Below are 20,436 nucleotides of genomic sequence, written 5' to 3' on the forward strand. Positions count from 1 at the left end.
TTTTAAACGTACTTTTATAGGCTTCATTTGAGAAGCCATTTAATAATAATATGCAAGATAATTTTATTGTAACCCTAGAAAATCTAAAACTGAAGGACTATCGCAGCTTGATCAAGTCCATGAAAAAGGCTTATGCTGGCTGGGATGATTTATGGGAGGTCGAACATATAAAAACCTTAATTGATAAATTTCCTGAAGGGCAGTTATGTGTTTTGGTGAACGGGCAGGTAGCGGGTTGCGCTTTATCGATTATTGTGGAATACTCTGATTTCGGGGATAATCATATCTACCCCGAAATCACAGGAAATGAAACCTTCAACACCCACAATCCAGAAGGGGATGTTTTATATGGGATAGATGTTTTTGTGCATCCTGACTTCAGGGGTATGAGAGTAGGGCGGAGGATGTATGATGCTAGAAAAGATTTAGTAGAACAACTGAATTTAAGGTCAATAGTGGCTGGTGGGAGATTACCTGGGTATTTGAAGTATGCTGAAAAATTTACACCAAAGCAGTATATTCAGAAAGTAATTGCTAAAGAGGTTTACGATAAGACCTTGTCTTTTCAATTATCAAATGATTTCCATGTAAAGAAAGTTTTGAAAGGCTATTTGCCTGGAGACAAACAATCTGCGGAGTTTGCAGCGCTCATCGAATGGAATAATATTTATTATGAACCTTCTGAGGAGTACGTTCATATCCCTAAAACTGTAATTCGTTTAGGATTGGTGCAGTGGCAAATGAGGCCAACCCCATCATTAAAAGCAATGCAGGAGCAAATTGAGTTTTTTATTGATGTGGTGAGTGGCTATCAGTGTGATTTTATTTTATTCCCCGAACTCTTTAATGCACCACTAATGGCAGAATTCAACCATTTGGATGAAGCCACAGCTATTAGAGAACTAGCTAAGTACACAGAACCTTTAAAGGAAATTTTTCAGGAATACGCCATCAACTATAATGTGAACATTATTACCGGAAGTATGCCTGTAATGAACAGAGGGAAACTCTATAACAAAGGGTTTTTATGTAGGCGGGATGGAACCAGCGAAACCTATGAAAAGATTCATATGACTCCTGCTGAAGTCAGTGCTTGGGGTATGACTGGGGGCAAGAAAATTCAAGCTTTTGACACCGATTGTGGTAAGATTGGGATTAACATTTGCTATGATGTAGAATTCCCGGAAATGGGAAGATTATTGGCTGACGAAGGCGTTAAAATCTTATTTGTTCCATTTTTGACGGATACTCAAAATGGTTATATGCGTGTGCGTTTATGCTCTCAAGCTAGAGCGATTGAGAACGAATGTTATGTTGCTATAGCCGGAAGTGTGGGTAACTTGCCTAAAGTAAATAATATGGATATCCAGTTTGCACAGTCAGGAGTTTTCACACCTTCCGATTTTTCTTTCCCGACCAATGGTGTTAAAACGGAAGCTACGCCCAACACGGAGATGACCGTTATTGCAGATGTAGATGTAAATTTGCTAAAAGAATTGCATACTTACGGCAGTGTGCGTAATTTGAAGGACAGAAGAAAAGATTTATATACTATCAAAAAGAAATAAGTCAGTGAAAGTTGAAGAGTTTGTAAGTTTAAGTTTGTTCAAGAAAATAAAGACTTTATATGTTGACGGAGAGTTTGTGACCTCCATCCGTTATTACCGCTATAAAGTCAATTTATTTTTGTTGAATGATTTTTATGTGGAAGCCTTCTATCACCCAAAAACAGACCGTATTGAAAAAATAGTTCCTTTTGATAGTAGTCATAGCCGGAAAAAGTTTTATACGGATCAAGTAAAACTACCTCATTGGTTCGAAAAAGTATCTTAAAATGATTGATTTAAGAAGTGACACGATAACCCGACCAACATCAGGAATGAGGGAGGCCATGATCGAGGCTCAAGTTGGGGATGATGTTTTTGGAGAAGATCCAACCATAAATGCTTTAGAAAAAAAAGCTGCTGCGTATTTTGGAATGGAATCCGCCATTTTTTGCCCCAGTGGCACCATGACTAATCAAATTGCTATTAGAGTTCATACAGCGCCACATACCGAAGTAATCTGTGATGAAAAATCTCACATCTATTTATATGAGGGCGGAGGTATTGCTTACAATTCTTTTGCATCTGTTCGATTATTGCAAGGGGATAGAGGAAGAATTACTGCGGAAATGGTGCAGGATAATATCAACAATCCGGACGATGTACATGCTCCCATTTCTACATTAGTTTCCTTAGAGAACACGATGAACAAAGGTGGGGGCTGTGTTTATGATTTTAAAGAAATTGAAAAAATTAGCGCAGTTTGTAAGGATAAAGATTTAAAGCTGCATTTAGATGGAGCACGCTTATTTAATGCTTTAGTTGCTACTGAAGATAATCCGAAAAGTTATGGTCAACATTTTGATACTATATCAATTTGCCTTTCTAAAGGATTGGGTTGTCCTGTTGGTTCGTTATTATTGGGAAATAAAGAGGATATTAAAAGAGCTAGGAGAGTGCGTAAGGTGTTAGGAGGTGGGATGCGTCAAGCTGGATTTTTAGCTGCAGCGGGAATATATGCTCTGGATCACCATATTGACAGATTGGTGGAAGATCATAATAGAGCAAAATCTGTAGCGGAGGAATTGGAAGGCTTAAGTTTTGTTGAATCCGTATTACCCGTAGAAACCAATATTGTCATATTTAAATTAGCAGATAATGCATTATCAGTGAATTTTGTGGAGAAATTAAAGCAAAATGGCATATTAGCCGTTCCGTTTGGGAAGCATGATGTCCGTTTTGTAACACATCTTGATTTTGACGATGATATGCTCCAAGACCTAATAGTAAAATTAAAAGCGATATAAACCTCCAAGAAATAAACTAGCACTCATGACATTATCAGAGAAAATTACTGCTCAAATAAGGGACATAGCTGACTTTCCGAAGCCTGGCATTATATTTAAAGATATTACTCCAGTTCTATCGCATCCAAAATTGGTAACGGAAATTGTGAGTTGGTTTGTGGAAAAAGCCAAAGATGACGGTATAGATGTGATCGTAGGGGTGGAATCAAGAGGTTTTTTATTTGGAATGATGATTGCTGAAAAATTAGGGGTTCCTTTTGTACCTGTCAGAAAGCAAGGAAAACTGCCCTATGAAACCATTAAATATTCCTATGATTTAGAATATGGCAGTGCGACAATGGAGATTCATAAAGATGCCATTAAGCCAAATCAGAAGGTAATGATTCACGATGATTTACTGGCCACTGGAGGAACGGCTGTAGCCGCAGCGGAATTAGTAAAAGAATTAGGTGGAAATGTGGGTAACTTTAGCTTTTTGATTGAGTTAGGGTTTTTGGAAGGTAAAAAAAGACTAGCTAAAGAAAATGAAGCGGTTTACAGTATCGTTACTTATTAATATATTTGATTTTTGAATGAGCCAAAGAGAAAGCTGGGGACGCAGGCATTTGCCTCGAAATCTAACTGGCTTTATATTTGACTCAAATAAATATTTGTATAAATAATTATCAGTTTAATATTATAGGGAAAAGAAGTTTATAAAGCAATCATGGAAGAAGCACAGGTAGCAAATAAAAGCGAATTGCAGCAAAAGGTAAAAGACGTAATGTCTGAAGTTGCTAAAGTAGTAGTGGGTCAAGAATATATGGTCAATCGTTTGTTGATTGGACTCTTCACTAATGGGCACGTATTGTTGGAAGGAGTTCCCGGTTTGGCAAAGACCTTAACAGTTAATACTTTAGCGAATGTTTTGCATTTAGATTTCCAGCGTATTCAGTTTACTCCGGATTTAATGCCGTCCGACTTGATCGGGACCATGATTTATAATCAGAAGCAAGGGAATTTTGAAGTCAAGAAAGGCCCTATTTTCTCAAATCTTGTTTTAGCAGATGAGGTAAACCGATCCCCTGCCAAAGTACAATCTGCATTATTGGAAGCAATGCAGGAAAAACAAGTGACTATTGGAGAAACAACATTTCAATTAGATAGACCATTTTTGGTTTTGGCGACTCAAAATCCGGTTGATCAGGAAGGAACTTATCCTCTACCGGAGGCACAAGTCGACCGTTTCATGTTGAAAGTAACGGTGAGTTACCCAACCAAATCTCAGGAATTAGAGGTGATGCGAAGAATGTCTAATATGTCTTTTAATAAAGAAGTTAATACAATTCTAACGAAGGAAGAAATTTTCAGCATCAGAGATCAAGTCAATCAGGTTGAGATTTCTGAATCATTGGAACGCTATATTATCGAATTGGTATATGCCACAAGGTCTCCATTAGATTATGGATTGAAACAAGAAGCAGAATACATTCAATATGGTGTTTCGCCTCGGGCTAGTATTAACTTAAATTTGAGTGCTAAAGCTGTAGCTTATATGGAAGGTAGGGATTATGTGTTGCCTGAAGATATTAAAGAAGTGGCTTATGATGTTATGAATCACAGGATTTTGCTCAATTACGAAGCCGAAGCAGATGGTGTTACTACAAAAGACATTATTGAGAAGATCCTTAGACAGATCCCTATTGGATAGTTCGATATAAGTATTGAGTACAGTTCTGAAAGCGTTCCATATGGATCGCTTTTTTTATTTTAACACAAAATTAATAGTAGATAAAATTGGTAACAATTTGCTAAAAAGTTTGACAACTTCAGTTAACAATTAAAACCCACCTTTGTCGCAAAGAAATTTAAACACTATTAAAAATTACTCACGATGAAGAAAATTAATTTATTAGCGATGCTAGCATTGGTGTCAGGATTTATATTCACAGCATGTGATGATGATCCGGAGCCAAACAATCTAGTGACAATTGAAGGGATCCCAGCTACAGCTGAGATAGAAAATTTAGGAACTTTAGGTCCAGTAAATGCAACTATTACTGCAGAAGACGGACTAGCAAGTGTAACGGTTACTAAAGATGGAGAATCATATTTAGAACCAGAATTTGAAGCTAATGCTACTTCTTTGTCATTAGAATTTTCTTACACCGCAGAAGAAGCTGACGCAGATCAGAACATTGTATTTGAATTTACAGCTACCGATGTGGACGGAGATGAAGAAACAGTTACTCACGTTTTATCTGTTGGAGAAGCACCTGAAGTAGAAACCGAAGTTACAGTTACAGAAAATATTTCAGAGGATGTGACTTGGAATAATGAAACTGTTTATCGTTTAGGCGGTAGAATATTCGTTTTAGATGGTGCTACTTTAACTATTGAAGCAGGGACTATCATTAAAGGTGAAGCAGGTACAGGAACAAACGCGACTGCCTTGGTTATTGCAAGAGGTGGTAAATTAATGGCAGAAGGAACGGCTCAAGCCCCAATTATCTTCACATCAGTTGCAGATGAAATTGAGCCAGGTATGATTGCTTCTCCTAATTTAGATCCGGACATTGATGGCTTATGGGGTGGATTAATCGTATTAGGTAGAGCTCCTATTTCAACTCCTGATGGAGTAGCTCAAATTGAAGGAATTCCACCTTCTGACACCAACGGCTTATATGGTGGTGGTGAAAATGCCAACGTTGCTGATAATTCTGGTGTTTTAAAATACATCTCTATTCGTCACGGTGGTGCTAATATAGGTGAAGGTAATGAAATCAATGGTTTGACTCTTGGTGGTGTTGGTACAGGAACTATGATTGAAAATATCGAAATTATTGCAAACCAAGATGATGGTATCGAGCCATTTGGAGGATCTGTAAATGTAACAAATCTTTTAGTTTGGAATTCTTATGATGATAGCTTTGACTGTGATCAAGATTATACAGGAACAATTGATAATTTTATTGGTATCCTAGGTTTTGATTCTGATCATGCTCTTGAATTAGATGGTCCTGAAGGTGCACTTGACGAGGGTGGATATACTCTAAAAAATGGTTCTATTAAAGGTGATTTAGATGCAACTGGTGGAGAATACGCAGATTTGAGAGATGCTGTTTCCGTAAGATTAGAAAACATCTACTTCTTCAACTTTAAAGCTAATTCTGACTTTGAATTGGATGATGATGGTTCTGTTGCTAATTTCAATTCAGGAGCTACCGTTTTAAGCAATTTACAATTCAATATAAGTCATTTAGATGAAGGGAATAGAACGATTGCTGATATTTTTAATGACACGACTGATAGTGGAGCATTTGATAACTTAAGTGCTGATGAAGCTTCAGTTGTTACTACTCCAACAGTAGGTGCTGATAAGTCTGCTTTTGCAGGATGGACTTGGGCCGATGCTGATGGACAGTTAACAGACTTTTAACTAATAGTTTTTCATAAGTTATATACAAAATCCCGATCATCTGATCGGGATTTTTTATTTTCAATACATTGCAATATTACGATAATAACAATCATTTAACATTTCAATAATTTAGTAATAAACCTTTTCTCCTTTTTTAATCGGATTTTTGTAACATCAAATAAAACAAAGAGATGAATAACAAATTTCTGATTTCAATTTTACTCGTTTTGCTTATTCCTGCAATAAGCTTAGCACAAAAAGGTATAATTAGAGGTACCGTGACAGATGCAGCAAATGGTGAGGCACTATTTGGTGTAAATGTTGTAATAGAAGGTACGAGTACTGGTGCAGTTACTGATTTTGATGGTAAATTTCAAATTAATGCCGAGCCTGGCACTTATAATGTTCAAGCCTCATTTGTAACTTACAGAACTGTTACTATTGAGGGTGTAAAAGTGAATGCAGGTGAGGTTAATATTATAGATAATATTTCACTTGCTGAAGATGTAGCTCAATTAGGTGAGGTTGTGGTTACTGCAAAAGCAATTCGATCTACTGAAGCAGCGTTATTGGCTGTTAAAAGAAAATCGCCAAATGTCCTAGATGGAATTTCTTCTGCTAATTTTAGAAAAATTGGGGATAGTGATGCTGCTTCTGCAGTCAAAAGAGTTCCTGGTATCTCTGTAGAAGGCGGAAAATATGTTTATATAAGAGGATTAGGAGATAGATATACTAAATCTATTTTAAATGGAGTTGATATCCCTGGCCTAGATCCTGACAGAAATACCTTGCAAATGGATATTTTTCCTACAGGTATAATTGACAATATCATGGTCACTAAATCTTTTACAGCAGATTTACCGGCAGACTTTACAGGAGGAATTGTAAATATAGACACCAAAGAATTTCCTGAGGAGCCAACATTTGATGTCTCCATTGGTGGAAGTTTTAACCCGACTATGCACTTCAATAATAATTACCTTACATACGAAGGTAGTAATACAGACTTCTTAGGTTTTGACAATGGAACCAGAGCTAATCCAGCAGATAATTTTGCTTCTGAGGATATTCCACTTTATGGAAACGTAATTGGAAGACCAGACAGTAAAGACGGCCAGAAATTTAGTTCAATTCTTCGTGATTTCAACCCAACTTTAGATGCCATGAGACAGAACAGTTTTATGGATTACAGTGCTGGTTTGAGTTTTGGAAATCAAAAAGCATTAAGTGGCATGACTTTAGGCCATAGCTTTTCATTGAATTACAAGAATAATACTCGCTTCTATCAAGATGCAGAATTTGGTAGATATGGATTAGCAAATGATAGATCTACTAATGAATTAGAGGTTAGAGAAACTCAGATAGGAGATTATGGTACTAATGAGGTATTGATCAGTGCAATGGGTGGATTGGCTTTGAAAACTGCTAATTCTAAATACAAATTAAATCTATTGCACCTTCAAAACGGAGAATCAAAAGCTGGTGAATTTGAATATAGAAATCGGGACCAAGGAGCAAATTTTGATGCACGTCAGGAAAACTTAGAGTACACACAAAAGGGATTAACCAATATTCTATTAGCTGGTGAGCACTACATAGACGGCAGAGATTGGCAAGTAGAATGGAAGGTGTCTCCAACAAGATCTAGTATCACCGATCCAGACATTAGGTTTACTAGAATAAGAGATGAAGGCTTTGATGGGCAGAACTTAACCATTGGATCTGAATCAGGATACCCAGAAAGAATCTGGAGATATTTAAATGAAGATAACCTAGCGTCCAAGGCGGATATCACTAGATCCTATAAATTCAATGGAGAAGATGCCAAATTTAAATTTGGTGGAGGAAATACTTACAAGAGAAGAGATTATAAAATTGAGAACTATCAGATTATTCCTAATGGTGTAGAGATCACTTTGAATCCAAATGTGATGTTTGAGGAAGAAAACCTATGGCCAGCTGATGAAAACGGATTTAGTGGAACACGTTACGAACCTCAGTTCGTTCCTAATAATACTAATAAATATGATGCAACAATTAATTCATCAGCAGCTTATGCATCAAATGAATTTGCACCTATTGAAAACCTTAAAGCAATTATTGGTTTAAGAACAGAATACTATACTCAATCTTATACTGGCCTAAATCAACAAGGTTTGCTGCTAGAAAATGAGCAGGTATTGGAAACATTTGATTTATTCCCAACCGCTAATTTGGTTTACTCTTTAGCTGAAAAACAGAATTTTAGAGTTGGGTATTCAAGAACTACTGCTAGACCTTCTTTTAAAGAAGCTTCATTTGCCGAAATTTTGGATCCTGTTTCAGGTCGGTCATTCATTGGTGGATTCTTCCCTGACGAAAATGCAACCGGTGATGTGGTTTGGGATGGAAACTTAAGACCCACTTACATTGACAATTTTGATTTAAGATGGGAACTATTCCAAGAAAGAGGACAAACATTCTCATTAAGTGGGTTCTATAAGAAATTTACAGATCCAATTGAGATGGTTCAATATGTACAAATTGCAGGGTTTTTCCAGCCTAGAAACGTAGGAACTGGGGAAGTTGTGGGTGCAGAAGCCGAATTCAGGAAAAACCTAAGTTTTATAACTCCTGCTTTGGAAAACTTCTCCGTGAATGGAAATATAACTGTTACACAATCCAAAATTGAGATGGCTCCGAACGAGTTTGCTTCAAGAACCAACAATGCAAGGGAGGGTCAAGTTATTGAGAATACTAGAGAAATGGCTGGTCAGTCACCTTATATTCTGAATTTAGGAATGTCATATGCCGATTATGAAAATGGGCTAGACGGAGGTTTATTCTACAATGTTCAAGGTCCTACTTTAATTTTCGTTGGAATTGGAAATAGGTCAGATATTTATTCTGAACCATTCCATAATTTAAATTTCAATATGAATAAAACATTTGGTGCAGACGAAAAAATGAAATTAAGCGTAGGTATCAGCAATATTCTTGGTGATCTTAGGGAAGAGTTCTTTCAGGGATATCAAGCGCAAGAGCAAGTATTTACAAGATACAATCCAGGTCGCTCAGTTAGTGTAGGGTTCTCTTATAAATTCAGATGATAAAGTTCAGGTTGACTTTTATATAATCAAAGCTTCCGAGGATTCTCGGAAGCTTTTTTTATGTTATAAAAAAACCCGCATGAACAGTTCTGTTCATGCGGGTACGATACGTATTTTTTTGGATTTACTTCTCCAATTGATAGGCCACTACCTTATTTTTAAAGAAAGTAGGCACATAAACAATCATTTTATCAGCATCTAAACCGATATCAGCAGTTTGTGATTCTTGAGCTTTGGTGTCCAGCAATAATGTAGCTTTATTTCCTGCTACATGATAAATTTCACCTTGCCATCTGCTGGCAATATAAGTTTCGTCATTTAGCATGGTTAGACCATCTCCCCCAGTTACGGAGTCGTTGACCGTTGAAAATTTGTTTTCAGCAAGATCATATGCCCGCAAGCCCTTTTTATCCAAAGTCATCAATTGATTCCCCTTACTTAATAAGCCATTTAGTCCCTCTACACCTTGGGCAATAGTAGATAATTGTCCACCCTCAATCTTATGAATCAAGCCTAATCCCATATCTGAAATATAAACTGCGCTTGCTGAGGTCGTAATATCATTTAAAAACTCTGCTTTTTCAGGAGTAAATTCCTTAGCGATTTCACCCGTTTCTAAATCAATGGCCACTATTCTATCAATATCTGTCACGTAAAGGTGGCCATCAAAAATACCCATTCCTTTTGGAGCATTGAGACCCGTTGCCCAATTCAATTCCTGAACACTTCCGTCTAGATTTAAGATAGAAATAAAGCCTTCTCCATTTTTGTCTAATGGTTGTCCGTTAATATTAGAAACAAATAGTCGACTTCCCTCTCCATCGAATAGAACGGACTCACAGGTTGTCATCACTGTATCAGTTTCCCATAATTTAACCAATTTAGGATCGGCTGCTGTTTCTACTACTTCCTTGACCTGTGTTTCTTCTTCTTGATTTTCCTTTTTAGTTGGGGTGCATGCAAAAATTAGCAATGCAAAACCCAATACGAATACTGTACTTTTCATAGTCTTTTTTTGTGTTGGTTTACATAAAGATACAAAACTGAAAGCAATCACAAGTGTTTCAGTTTCTTGATAAGATTTGTAAGTCTGAATATTGGATAAGGTGGTCTCTGAGATAATAACCTTTTGTTACTATCGTGGCGGTATTTTGCAGTGGTTAGTAGAAAAAGCGAAATGTTTTTTGATTAAGTGAGAATTTTGGAAAAGTACTACCTTGTTGTAGTTGACCTTATTTTGAACTGGCATCTCCTATATACTTTAATACTTGCCTTAAAGCTGCTTTTCGAATATCCTTCTCGCGAACTTCGGAGTGTCGGTGTAGCACAAATTGAAATTTTAAAGAAGTAAAATTTTCATTGATCTTAATAATTCGCAGCACGTAACTGTCATGTTTGATATATTTATGATATTCCTTCAGCACCTTAATTATATGTGCTTCAACAGCTTCTACATCAGTAGTCAACTCATTTTTCAGATCGAAATCAAAACTGACTTTACGGATAGCTCTTTTAGTGTAATTAAAGATTTGAGAGGTGAGAACCATTGAATTTGGGATGTAAATCAAATCTTCGTCATCATTTACAATATGCATATTGACCAAAGTGATATCAGAAACCTTTCCTTTTACCTCCCCAATTTTGATCTCATCTCCTATCATTACTTCCTCTGAGAACATAATGATCATACCATTGATCATATTCGCAATATAATCTTTGGAAAGAATAGCGATAGCTGCTGCAACAATACTTAATGAAGTTATTAGATTGATAGGGTCTATTTTAAATAGGAATAGAATAGAGCCAATTAGAACAAAAGTGTGCAAAATATTTGCGATATGATCGATCCCTAAAACAAAATTGTTTTTTACACCTTTAGATAATTTGTGCTTTCGCTGATAATAATAAACAACGCCTAATCTTATTAATGAGATCCAAAGGTCAGCATAAAGATAAAATCGCAAAGCTCTTAAATAGTGTTCTGCTATTCCAAATTCGATTAATTGATTTTTAAAATTATCAATAGCAAAAAGACCACCAATAAAAAGTACTGCTTTAGCTAAAAACCAAATTCTCTTTTTTCGCTCCAGATTTATAGTTGGGGTTATGGATTTTTTGTTCATAATGTAAAGTTATAACAATCTAATAACACTATATGTAGGTGCTCTCAGCTACATCTCTTATTTTTGTAAAAATATTTTACAAATTTAAGATGATAGATAAGAAAAGAAACCCTTGGCATGATATCCATTACGGAGATGAGGTGCCTGAGTATGTAAATGCAGTAATAGAAATTTCTAAAGGCAGCAAGGGTAAATTTGAATTGGACAAAGAGACTGGTTATTTAATGCTGGATAGAGTACTTTTTAGTTCTGTGCATTATCCGGCTAATTATGGATTTATCCCTCAAACGTACTGTGACGATAAAGATCCATTGGATATAATGGTGATTACTTCTATTGAGTTGCCACCATTATGTATGGTTAAAGCTAAAGTACTGGGTGTAATGAAAATGATGGATCAAGGCGAAGCAGATGATAAAATCATTGCTGTTGCAGCTAATGATATGTCAGTGAATCATATGAATGATATTGGTGACTTACCTCCTCATACTTCGAAAGAGATGCAAAGATTTTTTGAGGATTATAAGCAATTAGAGAATAAGAAAGTGGTAGTAGAGGATTTCTTTGATAAAAAAGAAGCAATGAATGTAATTAATGAAAGCATTGAGCTTTATGATAAAACATTTAGATAAGCGCGGTCGAATTTTTAAAAGCAAAAAGGCTGTCTAATCTTAATTTAGACAGCCTTTTTTAATGAATACCTTTTTTACATTTTAGATACTTTTCCGCCTGATCCAGAATCTGCATCAACTAAAGCCGGCTTTCCGCCATAGGTAATTTTACCCGATGATGAAGCCTTTGCAATTAATTTTTCTTCTACATTTAGTTCAATCCTTCCTGAGGAGCTTGCAGCTAAATCAGCATTTTGACAAGTGAATTCAGATGCATCAATTCTTCCAGAGCTACTAACTTGTGCTTCAAAATTTTCTGCATTTCCAGATAAAGTGAACCTACAAGAACTGCTGACTTGAGATTCTATATTATTAGCTTCAGCCTCTACTGAAATTCTAGCTGAACTGGATCCTGAGACTTCAATATTTGTAGCTTTAACATTAAGGTCCATCCTGGCTGAACTGGAGCCTCTAATGTCAATATTTGAAGCTTCAATCAAATCTTCGGATGTCATTCTAGATGAGCTGCTTGCTTTTAAGCTTTCTAGTTCTTGGAAATAGACAGTAACTTCTACTTCAATATTTCGGAACATTTTGTTAGATTCCATTTCAATTTTTAGATTACCACCTTTAACTTCGGTAATAACATCTTCTAAGTCACCGGTAGTGCTAACATCCACCTTTGCTTCATCTCCTTTTTTCAAAATAACTCGAATGCTTTGAGACGAAGAGACTGATGTGAAATCAGACAAAGAGCGGGTTTCTGATTCCTGTGATTGTGCTTGACATGCAAACAAAATCATTACAAGGCCTAATACTAAATTCTTCATGTGTTTATGGGTTAGTTTCTTTTTAAAGATGCAAGAAAAAAATGATTGGTTGCATGAATCCTAAAATATTTTGTTTCTTATCCTATATTTCGAATTTTTTCTAACATAAAAAAAGCACAATGAAAAAATTCACTGTGCTTTCTTTAAAATAATCTATATTATTAATTAGAATTTATTCAGAACCTTATTGACTTCGGAGTCAGGATTTGCACATTGCTCGCCAGGTTGCTTACCGCAAAAGCTACAAGCTTCACCATCCTTATTTAAAAATGGACTTTGTGATGCACAAGTTCCTTTAAATTCTCCGTTTTTTATAAATAATAATCTTACCGACATTAAAATAAAAAACGCTCCTATCAATCCAATTGCTAATAAAAAAGTAGTCATAATATTAAGATTTCAGACAATTACTTTGCCTCTTTTTTTCGATTTACAAATTTAACATTCTAATTTGATAACGCCTACTAAGAAAGCAAAGTTTCTTAACTTGTGCTTTTCTCAAAATCATCAGATAAGTCACATGAAAGAAGTACAAATTTACCCAGATAACAGAAGAAATGAGAAATTAGAAGCCTTTGATCGATTACTTACGATAATGGATCAGCTTCGGAATCTATGCCCATGGGATAAGAAGCAAACTATTGAAAGTATTCGTCATTTGACCATTGAAGAAACCTTCGAATTATCTGATGCAATTTTAGATAATGATTTGGAAGAGATAAGGAAAGAGTTGGGTGATCTCATGCTTCATATTGTTTTTTACGCCCGAATGGCAGATGAGCAGAAAGCCTTTGACATGGCAGATGTGCTAAATGGAATATCAGATAAACTGATCAATCGTCATCCACACATTTATTCCGATGTGGAAGCAAATGATGAAAAAGCAGTCAAAGAAAATTGGGAAAAAATCAAGCTTAAGGAAAAAGGAAATAAATCTGTTTTAGGTGGTGTTCCCAAGTCATTACCTGCTCTAATAAAATCCATCCGCATACAGGAAAAAGCAAGAGGAGTAGGTTTTGATTGGGACAAAAAAGAACAGGTTTGGAGCAAGGTAGAAGAGGAAATGCAAGAATTCAAAGTAGAAGAAGAATCGGGCACTCTGGAAAAAGCTACTGAGGAATTCGGTGACTTAATGTTTAGTCTAATTAATTATGCTCGTTTTGCAGGGATAAACCCGGAAGAGGCCCTTGAAAAAACTAACAGGAAATTCATTAAACGATTCAATTATTTAGAGTCAGAAAGTAAAAAAGAAGGTAAACAAATCTCGGAAATGAGCTTGGAGGAAATGGATGTTTATTGGGAGAAAGCCAAAAAGATTTAAACTTAATTCTAATTTCCTTATACTTAATGCAAGTGTCTTGCGTTAGAACCATAGGTGTATGGATAATCATGTTTAACCTTAAATGATTATTCACTATGGAACATTTCAAAAATGCAACTCGAAAATTGTACGCTAAACGTCCCTTATTCTTTAATATAGGATTAGTTGTAGCAATTACCCTTTGTTTTATTGCCTTTGAATTCAAGGTGTTTATAACTGAAGAAGAGAAAGTCGATTTTCCTGTAGAAGAGCCGCTAGTCTTCTTAAATGATGATGTAATTCGTACTTCCCAACCCCCTAAACCCAAGCCACCAAAATTGCCTGAACCTAAAGGGGATGTAAATATAGTGGAGGTAAAGGAGTTGCCTAAGCAAGACCAGCAAAAAGAAAAGATTGAGATCAAAGATTTATTCGATCCTGGTGATGACTTCGAAATTCCAGAAGAAAAAGTAGAAGATAACAGTGTTCATGGTAATTTTGGACTAGAGGTAAAGCCTAAATATTATGGTGGCATGGATGCATTTTATGAATATGTTGGTAATGCAATTGAATATCCTTCATTTGAACAAAGAAGAAATATTGAGGGCAGGGTCGTGTTGTCATTTGTGATCGAGAAAGATGGCTCTTTATCTCAGGTGGAAGTCTTGAAAGGGGTTTCTGAAGGTATTGATAAAGAAGCCATTCGTGTTCTTGAAAATGCCCCGAAATGGGAAGCCGGAAGGCAAAGAGGGCAGGCAGTAAGAGTGAAAATGACTATTCCTATTTACTTTAAATTGAGGTGATTTAAATTAGAAAGAAGGCCTATCAATTAGGCTTTCTTTCTATCCTTCAAACCCAATCTTACTATGGCTGCCATCACAAAAGGGTTTATTACTTGAAGCTCCACATCTGCAAAAGGCTGTTACTTTTTCCTTTGCTTCGCTTTTTCCATCTGCGTGCTTAATTTCAATTTTACCTCTTACCATTAATGGGCCATTTTTGCTGACTTCAACTTGGGCGGAGTTAGGGCTGGCTTGGGATTCATCTTTTTTGTTTTTCCAATAACCAGAAAGGGCTCCCGAAGGACAGGTATCGACCTGTTCTTTGATATTAACATCTGTAGCTCCCTCCAAATAAACCCATGGTTTGTCATTAGGTCGGAATACTTTTGGAAGTCCACGCCAGCATTTTTCGCTATGAATACATAGTGAAGGTTGCCATTCTACTACTAAATCATCTGTTTCATATGCTTTGATGGTCGGTTTTACTTTCATCTCAGTTTTCGTTTTATTCTTCACATAAGTTAATGATTTTTCAAAGAGAAAATAAAATAGCAGTATAAAAGTTTCAATCAGTTACTTTTTTGATTTGATCAATGTGATTTACCTTTTATGGAAGATATTGTGTGTCATTAAACTAGTCCACTAAAAAGCTGTAAGTTTACACTGTAGAAAAATTGGCATTGAAAAAGCAACTTATCCTCATATCGTTACTTTTTTGCCTCATAGCACCTGCTATGGTGACCTATCTTTATCTAAACCACCAAAAGTATCAGATTAAGCGGGAAGTAAAATGGAAAATTATTGACGGGCTAGACAGATCTGAATTGGTATTAATTCAACTCAGTAAATCCGAAGCTAAGGAAAAATTAGAATGGGAGCACTCCAAAGAATTTGAATATTTGGGAGAGATGTATGATGTAGTGGAGTTTGCTGAAACGGCAGATAGCGTAAAATATTGGTGCTGGTGGGATCATGAAGAAACAAGCTTAAATCAAAATTTAGCCGAAGTTGTCAATACTCTCTTAGGAAATCACTCTGATAAGAAAGAGAAAGAAGGAAAACTGATTACATTTTATCAATCACTCTTTTCAGAGAAAGTATTTCAATGGAGTGCATTGCATTTCAATAGAATGTCAAATTCATCTATAGCCTACGAGTTCATTTTTGAAGATTATATCAACTCTATTCCATCCCCACCTCCTCAAATGATAGTTTAAATATTTCTTTTTGTTTTACTGACTAACTTGGGTAGTTGTACCCTCTTATAAGCAGTACATCTTCTATTTTTTAAATTATTTATAAACTAAAAATTTTTAATGAGGAATATAGTATTACTCAGTTTATTGATAGGCAATATTGCTATGGCCTATTCTCAAACTATTACTGTTAAGGATGCACAAACTGCAGAGCCTATTGAAATGGTGAGTATCATCAGTGAGGAAATGAACGAGTTTATCAACACTAATAATAAAGGCCAAGCTGATATTTCTGCTTTAGCAGGAGCGCACAAAATTCAATTTCAAAGGCTGGGCTATCAAATTGTAGTTTTAAGTTTTGAAGAGATTAAATCTTCAGGCTTTAATATCAAGTTAGACCCAAATAATTTCAATTTGAACGAAGTGGTGGTTTCAGCTACCCGTTGGAGACAAAACTCAGGTGATATACCCTCTAAAGTGATTTCTATTTCTCCTAAAGAAGTGGCATTGCAAAATCCGCAAACTGCTGCTGATTTACTGGGAGTTTCAGGAAAAGTCTATATTCAGAAAAGCCAACAAGGAGGAGGAAGTCCTATGATCAGGGGCTTTGCAACTAACCGTTTGCTCTATACTGTTGATGGCGTCAGAATGAACAATGCGATTTTTCGTGGAGGGAACATCCAAAATGTTATTAGTCTTGATCCTTTTGCCACAGAAATTACAGAAGTTCTATTTGGCCCTGGTTCTGTTATTTATGGAAGTGATGCCATTGGCGGTGTCATGAGTTTTCAAACCTTAACTCCTGAGTTATCAGATTCAAATAGTATTCTAATTTCAGGAAAAGTAAATACTAGATATTCTTCTGCTAATAATGAGAAAACCATTCACGCTGATATTAAATATGGCTGGAATAAATGGGCTTTTGTCACCAGTGCCAGTAGATGGGATTATGACCATTTAAAACAGGGGATAACTGGCTCTGATGATTATCTGAAAACTTATTATGTAGATCGGATTGAAGGTGAGGATAGATTGGTAGAACAAGAAGATCCTTTAATCCAAAACCCTACGGCTTATACCCAAAAGAATTTCATGCAAAAAGTCAGGTTCCAGCCCAACGAAAACTGGGATTTTCAATATGGGTTTCATTATTCTGAAACTTCTGATTATGGGCGTTATGATCGTCATAATCGGGTTTTAGACGGGAATCCTCAATATGCAGAATGGAGATATGGCCCACAAAAGTGGATGATGAATAATTTGAATATTACCCATTCCAAACCGTCTAAATTTTTTGATCAGATATCTATTCGCTTGGCACAACAACAATTTGAGGAAAGCAGGATAGATAGAAATTTTCAGGATGAAATCCGAAGAAACAGAGCCGAGGAAGTGGGCGCTTATTCTGCAAATCTAGATTTCATTAAGAAGATCGGAAGTAAAAGTACTGTTTTTTATGGGGCGGAATATATTTTAAACGATGTGCATTCTACTGGGATGGAAGAAAATATTAATTCGGGGGAAATTAATAATTCAGGGGCAAGATATCCTGAATCCACATGGAGTTCCATGGCAGTTTATACCAATTACGAATATAAACCATCCGATAGAATCAGCTTACAAGGAGGTATTCGCTACAATCGATTTGTATTGGATGCAACCTTTGATACTACTTTTTATGCCCTTCCATTTACGGACGCCAAGATCAATAGCGGGGCCTTAACCGGTAGTTTGGGTTTGGTTTATCGCCCAGAAGAATCTTGGGCAATCAATACCAATTTCGGAACGGCTTTCCGATCACCCAATGTGGATGATATAGGGAAGGTTTTCGATTCAGAAGCTGGTGCAGTTACGATACCCAATCCCAATTTGAAGGCTGAATATGCTTATAACTGGGATATAGGAGTGGCTAAAATCTTTAATGATTTTTTGAAATTGGACCTTACGGCTTATTACACTTTGCTCAATGATGCCATGGTTCGAAGAGATTTTCAGTTAAATGGGCGGGATAGTATCGTTTTTGATGGCGTCAAGAGTAGGGTGCAGGCCATTCAAAATGCAGCGGTTGCCAATGTTTATGGACTTCAAGCGGGAATTGAACTGAAATTACCAGCAGGCTTTCAATTTTCTTCTGATTTAAATTATCAAAAGGGTGAAGAAGAACTGGATGACGGCTCTATAAGTCCATCCAGGCATGCAGCTCCTACATTTGGAACCACACGACTGAATTTCAAGTCAAATGATTTCGTATTACAGCTATATGCAAATTATCAAGCTGAACGATCTCATTCGGATTTAGCTGTAGAAGAAAGGACAAAAACTGAAATTTATGCCTTAGATGATAATGGAAATACGTATTCTCCCGCTTGGTACACGCTTAATTTTAAAATGAGCTACCAACTTTGGGATGATTTTAATATCAACGCGGGGCTAGAAAATATTACTGATCAAAGATATAGACCATATAGTTCTGGAATGTCGGCACCAGGAAGAAATTATATAATTTCATTGAATTTTGGATTCTAATAATTTAGAAAATTTCAAGGGATGAGCAATTGCTTTATCTCTTGATTCTTTTCTTTTGATTTGCCTTTTCGATTCTTATTACCAATCATTCTTTGTAATTTTGCATCTTCATTGAGAAATCTATATGAATAAGTTAGAACAAGAGATAAGTAAGCGAAGAACCTTCGGTATTATTGCGCACCCAGATGCTGGGAAAACAACTTTAACTGAAAAACTTTTACTTTTTGGTGGTGCCATAAATAAAGCTGGGGCCGTAAAGTCTAATAAAATAGATACGGCTACCAAATCCGATTGGATGGAAATTGAGAAACAGAGAGGTATTTCTGTAGCCACTTCGGTAATGGGTTTTGAATATAAAGACATAAAAATCAACTTACTAGATACGCCTGGCCACCAAGATTTTGCTGAAGATACGTACAGAACTTTAACTGCCGTGGATAGCGTGGTGATGGTGATAGATTGTGTAAAAGGGGTTGAGCAGCAAACAGAGAAGCTCATGGAAGTTTGCCGGATGCGAAATACTCCTGTGATTTGTTTTATCAATAAACTAGATAGGGAAGGAAGAGATCCTTATGACTTGCTCGATGAAATTGAGGAAAAATTAGACATTCAAGTTAGACCTCTGACATGGCCGATAGGAATGGGGAAATCCTTCAAAGGCGTTTATAATTTGTTCAGTAAAAATTTATTGATTTTCAAAGCTAGCAAGCAGCAATTGACTGCAGAAGGTATTGAAATAAAAGATCTAAGCGATGAGAACCTGAATAAAAATGTTGGGGATTCTTTGGCAGATCAGCTGAGAGAAGATGTAGAATTAATTGAAGGCGTTTATCCTGAATTGAATAAAGAAGAATATCTATCGGGAAAAGTAGCTCCAGTATTTTTCGGCTCTGCCATTAATAGTTTTGGGGTAAAGGAAATGTTGGATACTTTTATTAATATTTCTCCAGCTCCTAAAGAAAGGGCCACAGAGGACAGAATTATTAAACCTAATGAAGATAAGTTCTCTGGCTTTGTATTTAAGATTCACGCCAATATGGATCCTAAACACAGAAATAGAATTGCTTTCGTTCGTATTTGTTCCGGGAAATTCCAAAGGGGTAGTAGCTATTTAAATGTTAGACACGATAAGAAATTCCGATTCTCCAATGCCACTGCTTTTATGGCACAAGATAAAGAAACCGTAGATGAGGCTTTTCCTGGGGATATTGTAGGTTTGTTTGATACTGGAAACCTGAAAATTGGTGATACCTTATCAGAAGGCGAGAAAGGGGTTTACAAAGGAATTCCATCCTTCTCTCCTGAAATCTTCAAAGAAGTAATCAATAAGGATGCAATGAAAACTAAACAATTGGATAAAGGCCTAACTCAGTTGATGGATGAAGGAGTGGCACAATTGTTTACTTTTGAAATGGGAGCGAGAAAAGTAGTAGGTGTTGTAGGTAATCTTCAGTTTGAGGTAATTCAACACCGATTAAAAAATGAATATGGCGCTTCCTGTGAATTTGCTCCTATGAATTTATACAAAGCTTGTTGGTTCAGTAGTACTGATAAGAAGAAATTAGATGAATTTGTAAAGTCTAAATATCGACATATTGCCAAAGACAAAGATGGGAAAATGGTGTTTATGGCGGAAACTAAAGCTTGGCTTCAAATGGTTCAAGATAATTTCCCTGAAATAGAATTTCATTTTCAGTCTGAATTTTAAATTTAAAAAATTAGCGTTTT

18 protein-coding genes are annotated in these 20,436 nt (G+C 36.1%); 13 read left to right on the forward strand and 5 right to left on the reverse strand.

From position 1 onward, the window contains the following. The first annotated feature begins 50 nt into the window (after positions 1-50). The 7 genes from AAC601_RS17965 to AAC601_RS17995 all read left to right on the forward strand — a co-directional run bounded on the left by AAC601_RS17965 (position 51) and on the right by AAC601_RS17995 (position 9,340). Positions 51-1,568, forward strand: coding sequence for a bifunctional GNAT family N-acetyltransferase/carbon-nitrogen hydrolase family protein (locus AAC601_RS17965; RefSeq protein WP_303271670.1), 1,518 nt, complete (start codon positions 51-53; stop codon positions 1,566-1,568). 4 nt (positions 1,569-1,572) lie between these two features. Then, complete coding sequence (locus AAC601_RS17970; protein WP_303271671.1) at positions 1,573-1,833, forward strand: hypothetical protein; 261 nt, start codon at positions 1,573-1,575, stop codon at positions 1,831-1,833. 1 nt (position 1,834) lies between these two features. After that, complete coding sequence (locus AAC601_RS17975) at positions 1,835-2,851, forward strand: GntG family PLP-dependent aldolase (protein WP_340154026.1); 1,017 nt, start codon at positions 1,835-1,837, stop codon at positions 2,849-2,851. A gap of 25 nt (positions 2,852-2,876) precedes the next feature. Next, positions 2,877-3,407 (forward strand): adenine phosphoribosyltransferase, encoded by a 531-nt coding sequence (locus tag AAC601_RS17980; protein WP_340154027.1) that lies wholly within the window; start codon positions 2,877-2,879, stop codon positions 3,405-3,407. A 150-nt stretch (positions 3,408-3,557) separates the two neighbouring features. Continuing rightward, positions 3,558-4,541, forward strand: a complete 984-nt coding sequence (locus AAC601_RS17985; RefSeq protein ID WP_340154028.1) for a MoxR family ATPase — start codon at positions 3,558-3,560, stop codon at positions 4,539-4,541. Positions 4,542-4,724: 183 nt separating this feature from the next. Further along, the gene (locus AAC601_RS17990; RefSeq protein ID WP_340154029.1) at positions 4,725-6,269 is read left to right on the forward strand and encodes a hypothetical protein; all 1,545 of its coding nucleotides are present in this window, start codon (positions 4,725-4,727) and stop codon (positions 6,267-6,269) included. Positions 6,270-6,442: 173 nt separating this feature from the next. Continuing rightward, positions 6,443-9,340, forward strand: coding sequence for a TonB-dependent receptor (locus tag AAC601_RS17995; RefSeq protein ID WP_340154030.1), 2,898 nt, complete (start codon positions 6,443-6,445; stop codon positions 9,338-9,340). A gap of 124 nt (positions 9,341-9,464) precedes the next feature. On the opposite strand, the gene AAC601_RS18000 is transcribed toward AAC601_RS17995, so the two are convergent. Then, entirely contained in the window at positions 9,465-10,346 is an 882-nt protein-coding gene (locus AAC601_RS18000) for an ATP-binding protein (protein WP_340154031.1), read from the reverse strand. Between the two features lie 226 nt (positions 10,347-10,572). Continuing rightward, positions 10,573-11,463, reverse strand: coding sequence for a mechanosensitive ion channel domain-containing protein (locus AAC601_RS18005; RefSeq protein WP_340154032.1), 891 nt, complete (start codon positions 11,461-11,463; stop codon positions 10,573-10,575). An 89-nt stretch (positions 11,464-11,552) separates the two neighbouring features. Between AAC601_RS18005 and AAC601_RS18010 the strand changes: the two genes are divergently transcribed. Continuing rightward, the gene (locus AAC601_RS18010) at positions 11,553-12,095 is read left to right on the forward strand and encodes an inorganic diphosphatase (protein WP_303271679.1); all 543 of its coding nucleotides are present in this window, start codon (positions 11,553-11,555) and stop codon (positions 12,093-12,095) included. Between the two features lie 74 nt (positions 12,096-12,169). On the opposite strand, the gene AAC601_RS18015 is transcribed toward AAC601_RS18010, so the two are convergent. Together AAC601_RS18015 and AAC601_RS18020 are read right to left on the reverse strand one after the other, a co-directional pair. Beyond that, entirely contained in the window at positions 12,170-12,904 is a 735-nt protein-coding gene (locus tag AAC601_RS18015; protein WP_340154033.1) for a head GIN domain-containing protein, read from the reverse strand. A 165-nt stretch (positions 12,905-13,069) separates the two neighbouring features. After that, positions 13,070-13,291 (reverse strand): hypothetical protein, encoded by a 222-nt coding sequence (locus tag AAC601_RS18020; RefSeq protein ID WP_013454918.1) that lies wholly within the window; start codon positions 13,289-13,291, stop codon positions 13,070-13,072. A gap of 133 nt (positions 13,292-13,424) precedes the next feature. Between AAC601_RS18020 and mazG the strand changes: the two genes are divergently transcribed. Further along, complete coding sequence (gene mazG, locus AAC601_RS18025) at positions 13,425-14,225, forward strand: nucleoside triphosphate pyrophosphohydrolase (RefSeq protein ID WP_340154034.1); 801 nt, start codon at positions 13,425-13,427, stop codon at positions 14,223-14,225. A 95-nt stretch (positions 14,226-14,320) separates the two neighbouring features. Continuing rightward, complete coding sequence (locus AAC601_RS18030; RefSeq protein WP_303271682.1) at positions 14,321-15,007, forward strand: energy transducer TonB; 687 nt, start codon at positions 14,321-14,323, stop codon at positions 15,005-15,007. Between the two features lie 39 nt (positions 15,008-15,046). Here the strand turns inward: AAC601_RS18030 and AAC601_RS18035 are convergent, their stop codons facing one another. Continuing rightward, on the reverse strand, positions 15,047-15,478 hold the full coding sequence (locus tag AAC601_RS18035; protein ID WP_340154035.1) for a (4Fe-4S)-binding protein: 432 nt from the start codon (positions 15,476-15,478) through the stop codon (positions 15,047-15,049). Between the two features lie 188 nt (positions 15,479-15,666). Between AAC601_RS18035 and AAC601_RS18040 the strand changes: the two genes are divergently transcribed. From AAC601_RS18040 to AAC601_RS18050, 3 genes are all read left to right on the forward strand, one after another. Beyond that, positions 15,667-16,203, forward strand: coding sequence for a hypothetical protein (locus tag AAC601_RS18040; protein WP_303271684.1), 537 nt, complete (start codon positions 15,667-15,669; stop codon positions 16,201-16,203). Between the two features lie 99 nt (positions 16,204-16,302). After that, positions 16,303-18,708, forward strand: coding sequence for a TonB-dependent receptor (locus AAC601_RS18045; protein ID WP_340154036.1), 2,406 nt, complete (start codon positions 16,303-16,305; stop codon positions 18,706-18,708). A 124-nt stretch (positions 18,709-18,832) separates the two neighbouring features. Continuing rightward, the gene (locus AAC601_RS18050) at positions 18,833-20,416 is read left to right on the forward strand and encodes a peptide chain release factor 3 (RefSeq protein WP_340154037.1); all 1,584 of its coding nucleotides are present in this window, start codon (positions 18,833-18,835) and stop codon (positions 20,414-20,416) included. Positions 20,417-20,436: the final 20 nt, after the last annotated feature.

It is taken from the genome of uncultured Marivirga sp. (assembly GCF_963974845.1).
GTDB classification, from domain to species: Bacteria; Bacteroidota; Bacteroidia; order Cytophagales; family Cyclobacteriaceae; genus Marivirga; species Marivirga harenae.

Bases quoted from the DNA above. Each gene is read 5' to 3' on its own strand.
- AAC601_RS17980 (WP_340154027.1), top strand. From the start codon at position 2,877: ATGACATTATCAGAGAAAATTACTGCTCAAATAAGGGACATAGCTGAC.
- AAC601_RS18020 (WP_013454918.1), bottom strand. From the start codon at position 13,291: ATGACTACTTTTTTATTAGCAATTGGATTGATAGGAGCGTTTTTTATT.
- AAC601_RS17965 (WP_303271670.1), top strand. From the start codon at position 51: ATGCAAGATAATTTTATTGTAACCCTAGAAAATCTAAAACTGAAGGAC.
- AAC601_RS18035 (WP_340154035.1), bottom strand. From the start codon at position 15,478: ATGAAAGTAAAACCGACCATCAAAGCATATGAAACAGATGATTTAGTA.
- mazG (WP_340154034.1), top strand. From the start codon at position 13,425: ATGAAAGAAGTACAAATTTACCCAGATAACAGAAGAAATGAGAAATTA.
- AAC601_RS17990 (WP_340154029.1), top strand. From the start codon at position 4,725: ATGAAGAAAATTAATTTATTAGCGATGCTAGCATTGGTGTCAGGATTT.
- AAC601_RS18045 (WP_340154036.1), top strand. From the start codon at position 16,303: ATGAGGAATATAGTATTACTCAGTTTATTGATAGGCAATATTGCTATG.
- AAC601_RS18015 (WP_340154033.1), bottom strand. From the start codon at position 12,904: ATGAAGAATTTAGTATTAGGCCTTGTAATGATTTTGTTTGCATGTCAA.
- AAC601_RS18005 (WP_340154032.1), bottom strand. From the start codon at position 11,463: ATGAACAAAAAATCCATAACCCCAACTATAAATCTGGAGCGAAAAAAG.
- AAC601_RS17985 (WP_340154028.1), top strand. From the start codon at position 3,558: ATGGAAGAAGCACAGGTAGCAAATAAAAGCGAATTGCAGCAAAAGGTA.
- AAC601_RS17975 (WP_340154026.1), top strand. From the start codon at position 1,835: ATGATTGATTTAAGAAGTGACACGATAACCCGACCAACATCAGGAATG.
- AAC601_RS18010 (WP_303271679.1), top strand. From the start codon at position 11,553: ATGATAGATAAGAAAAGAAACCCTTGGCATGATATCCATTACGGAGAT.
- AAC601_RS17995 (WP_340154030.1), top strand. From the start codon at position 6,443: ATGAATAACAAATTTCTGATTTCAATTTTACTCGTTTTGCTTATTCCT.
- AAC601_RS18050 (WP_340154037.1), top strand. From the start codon at position 18,833: ATGAATAAGTTAGAACAAGAGATAAGTAAGCGAAGAACCTTCGGTATT.
- AAC601_RS18030 (WP_303271682.1), top strand. From the start codon at position 14,321: ATGGAACATTTCAAAAATGCAACTCGAAAATTGTACGCTAAACGTCCC.
- AAC601_RS18000 (WP_340154031.1), bottom strand. From the start codon at position 10,346: ATGAAAAGTACAGTATTCGTATTGGGTTTTGCATTGCTAATTTTTGCA.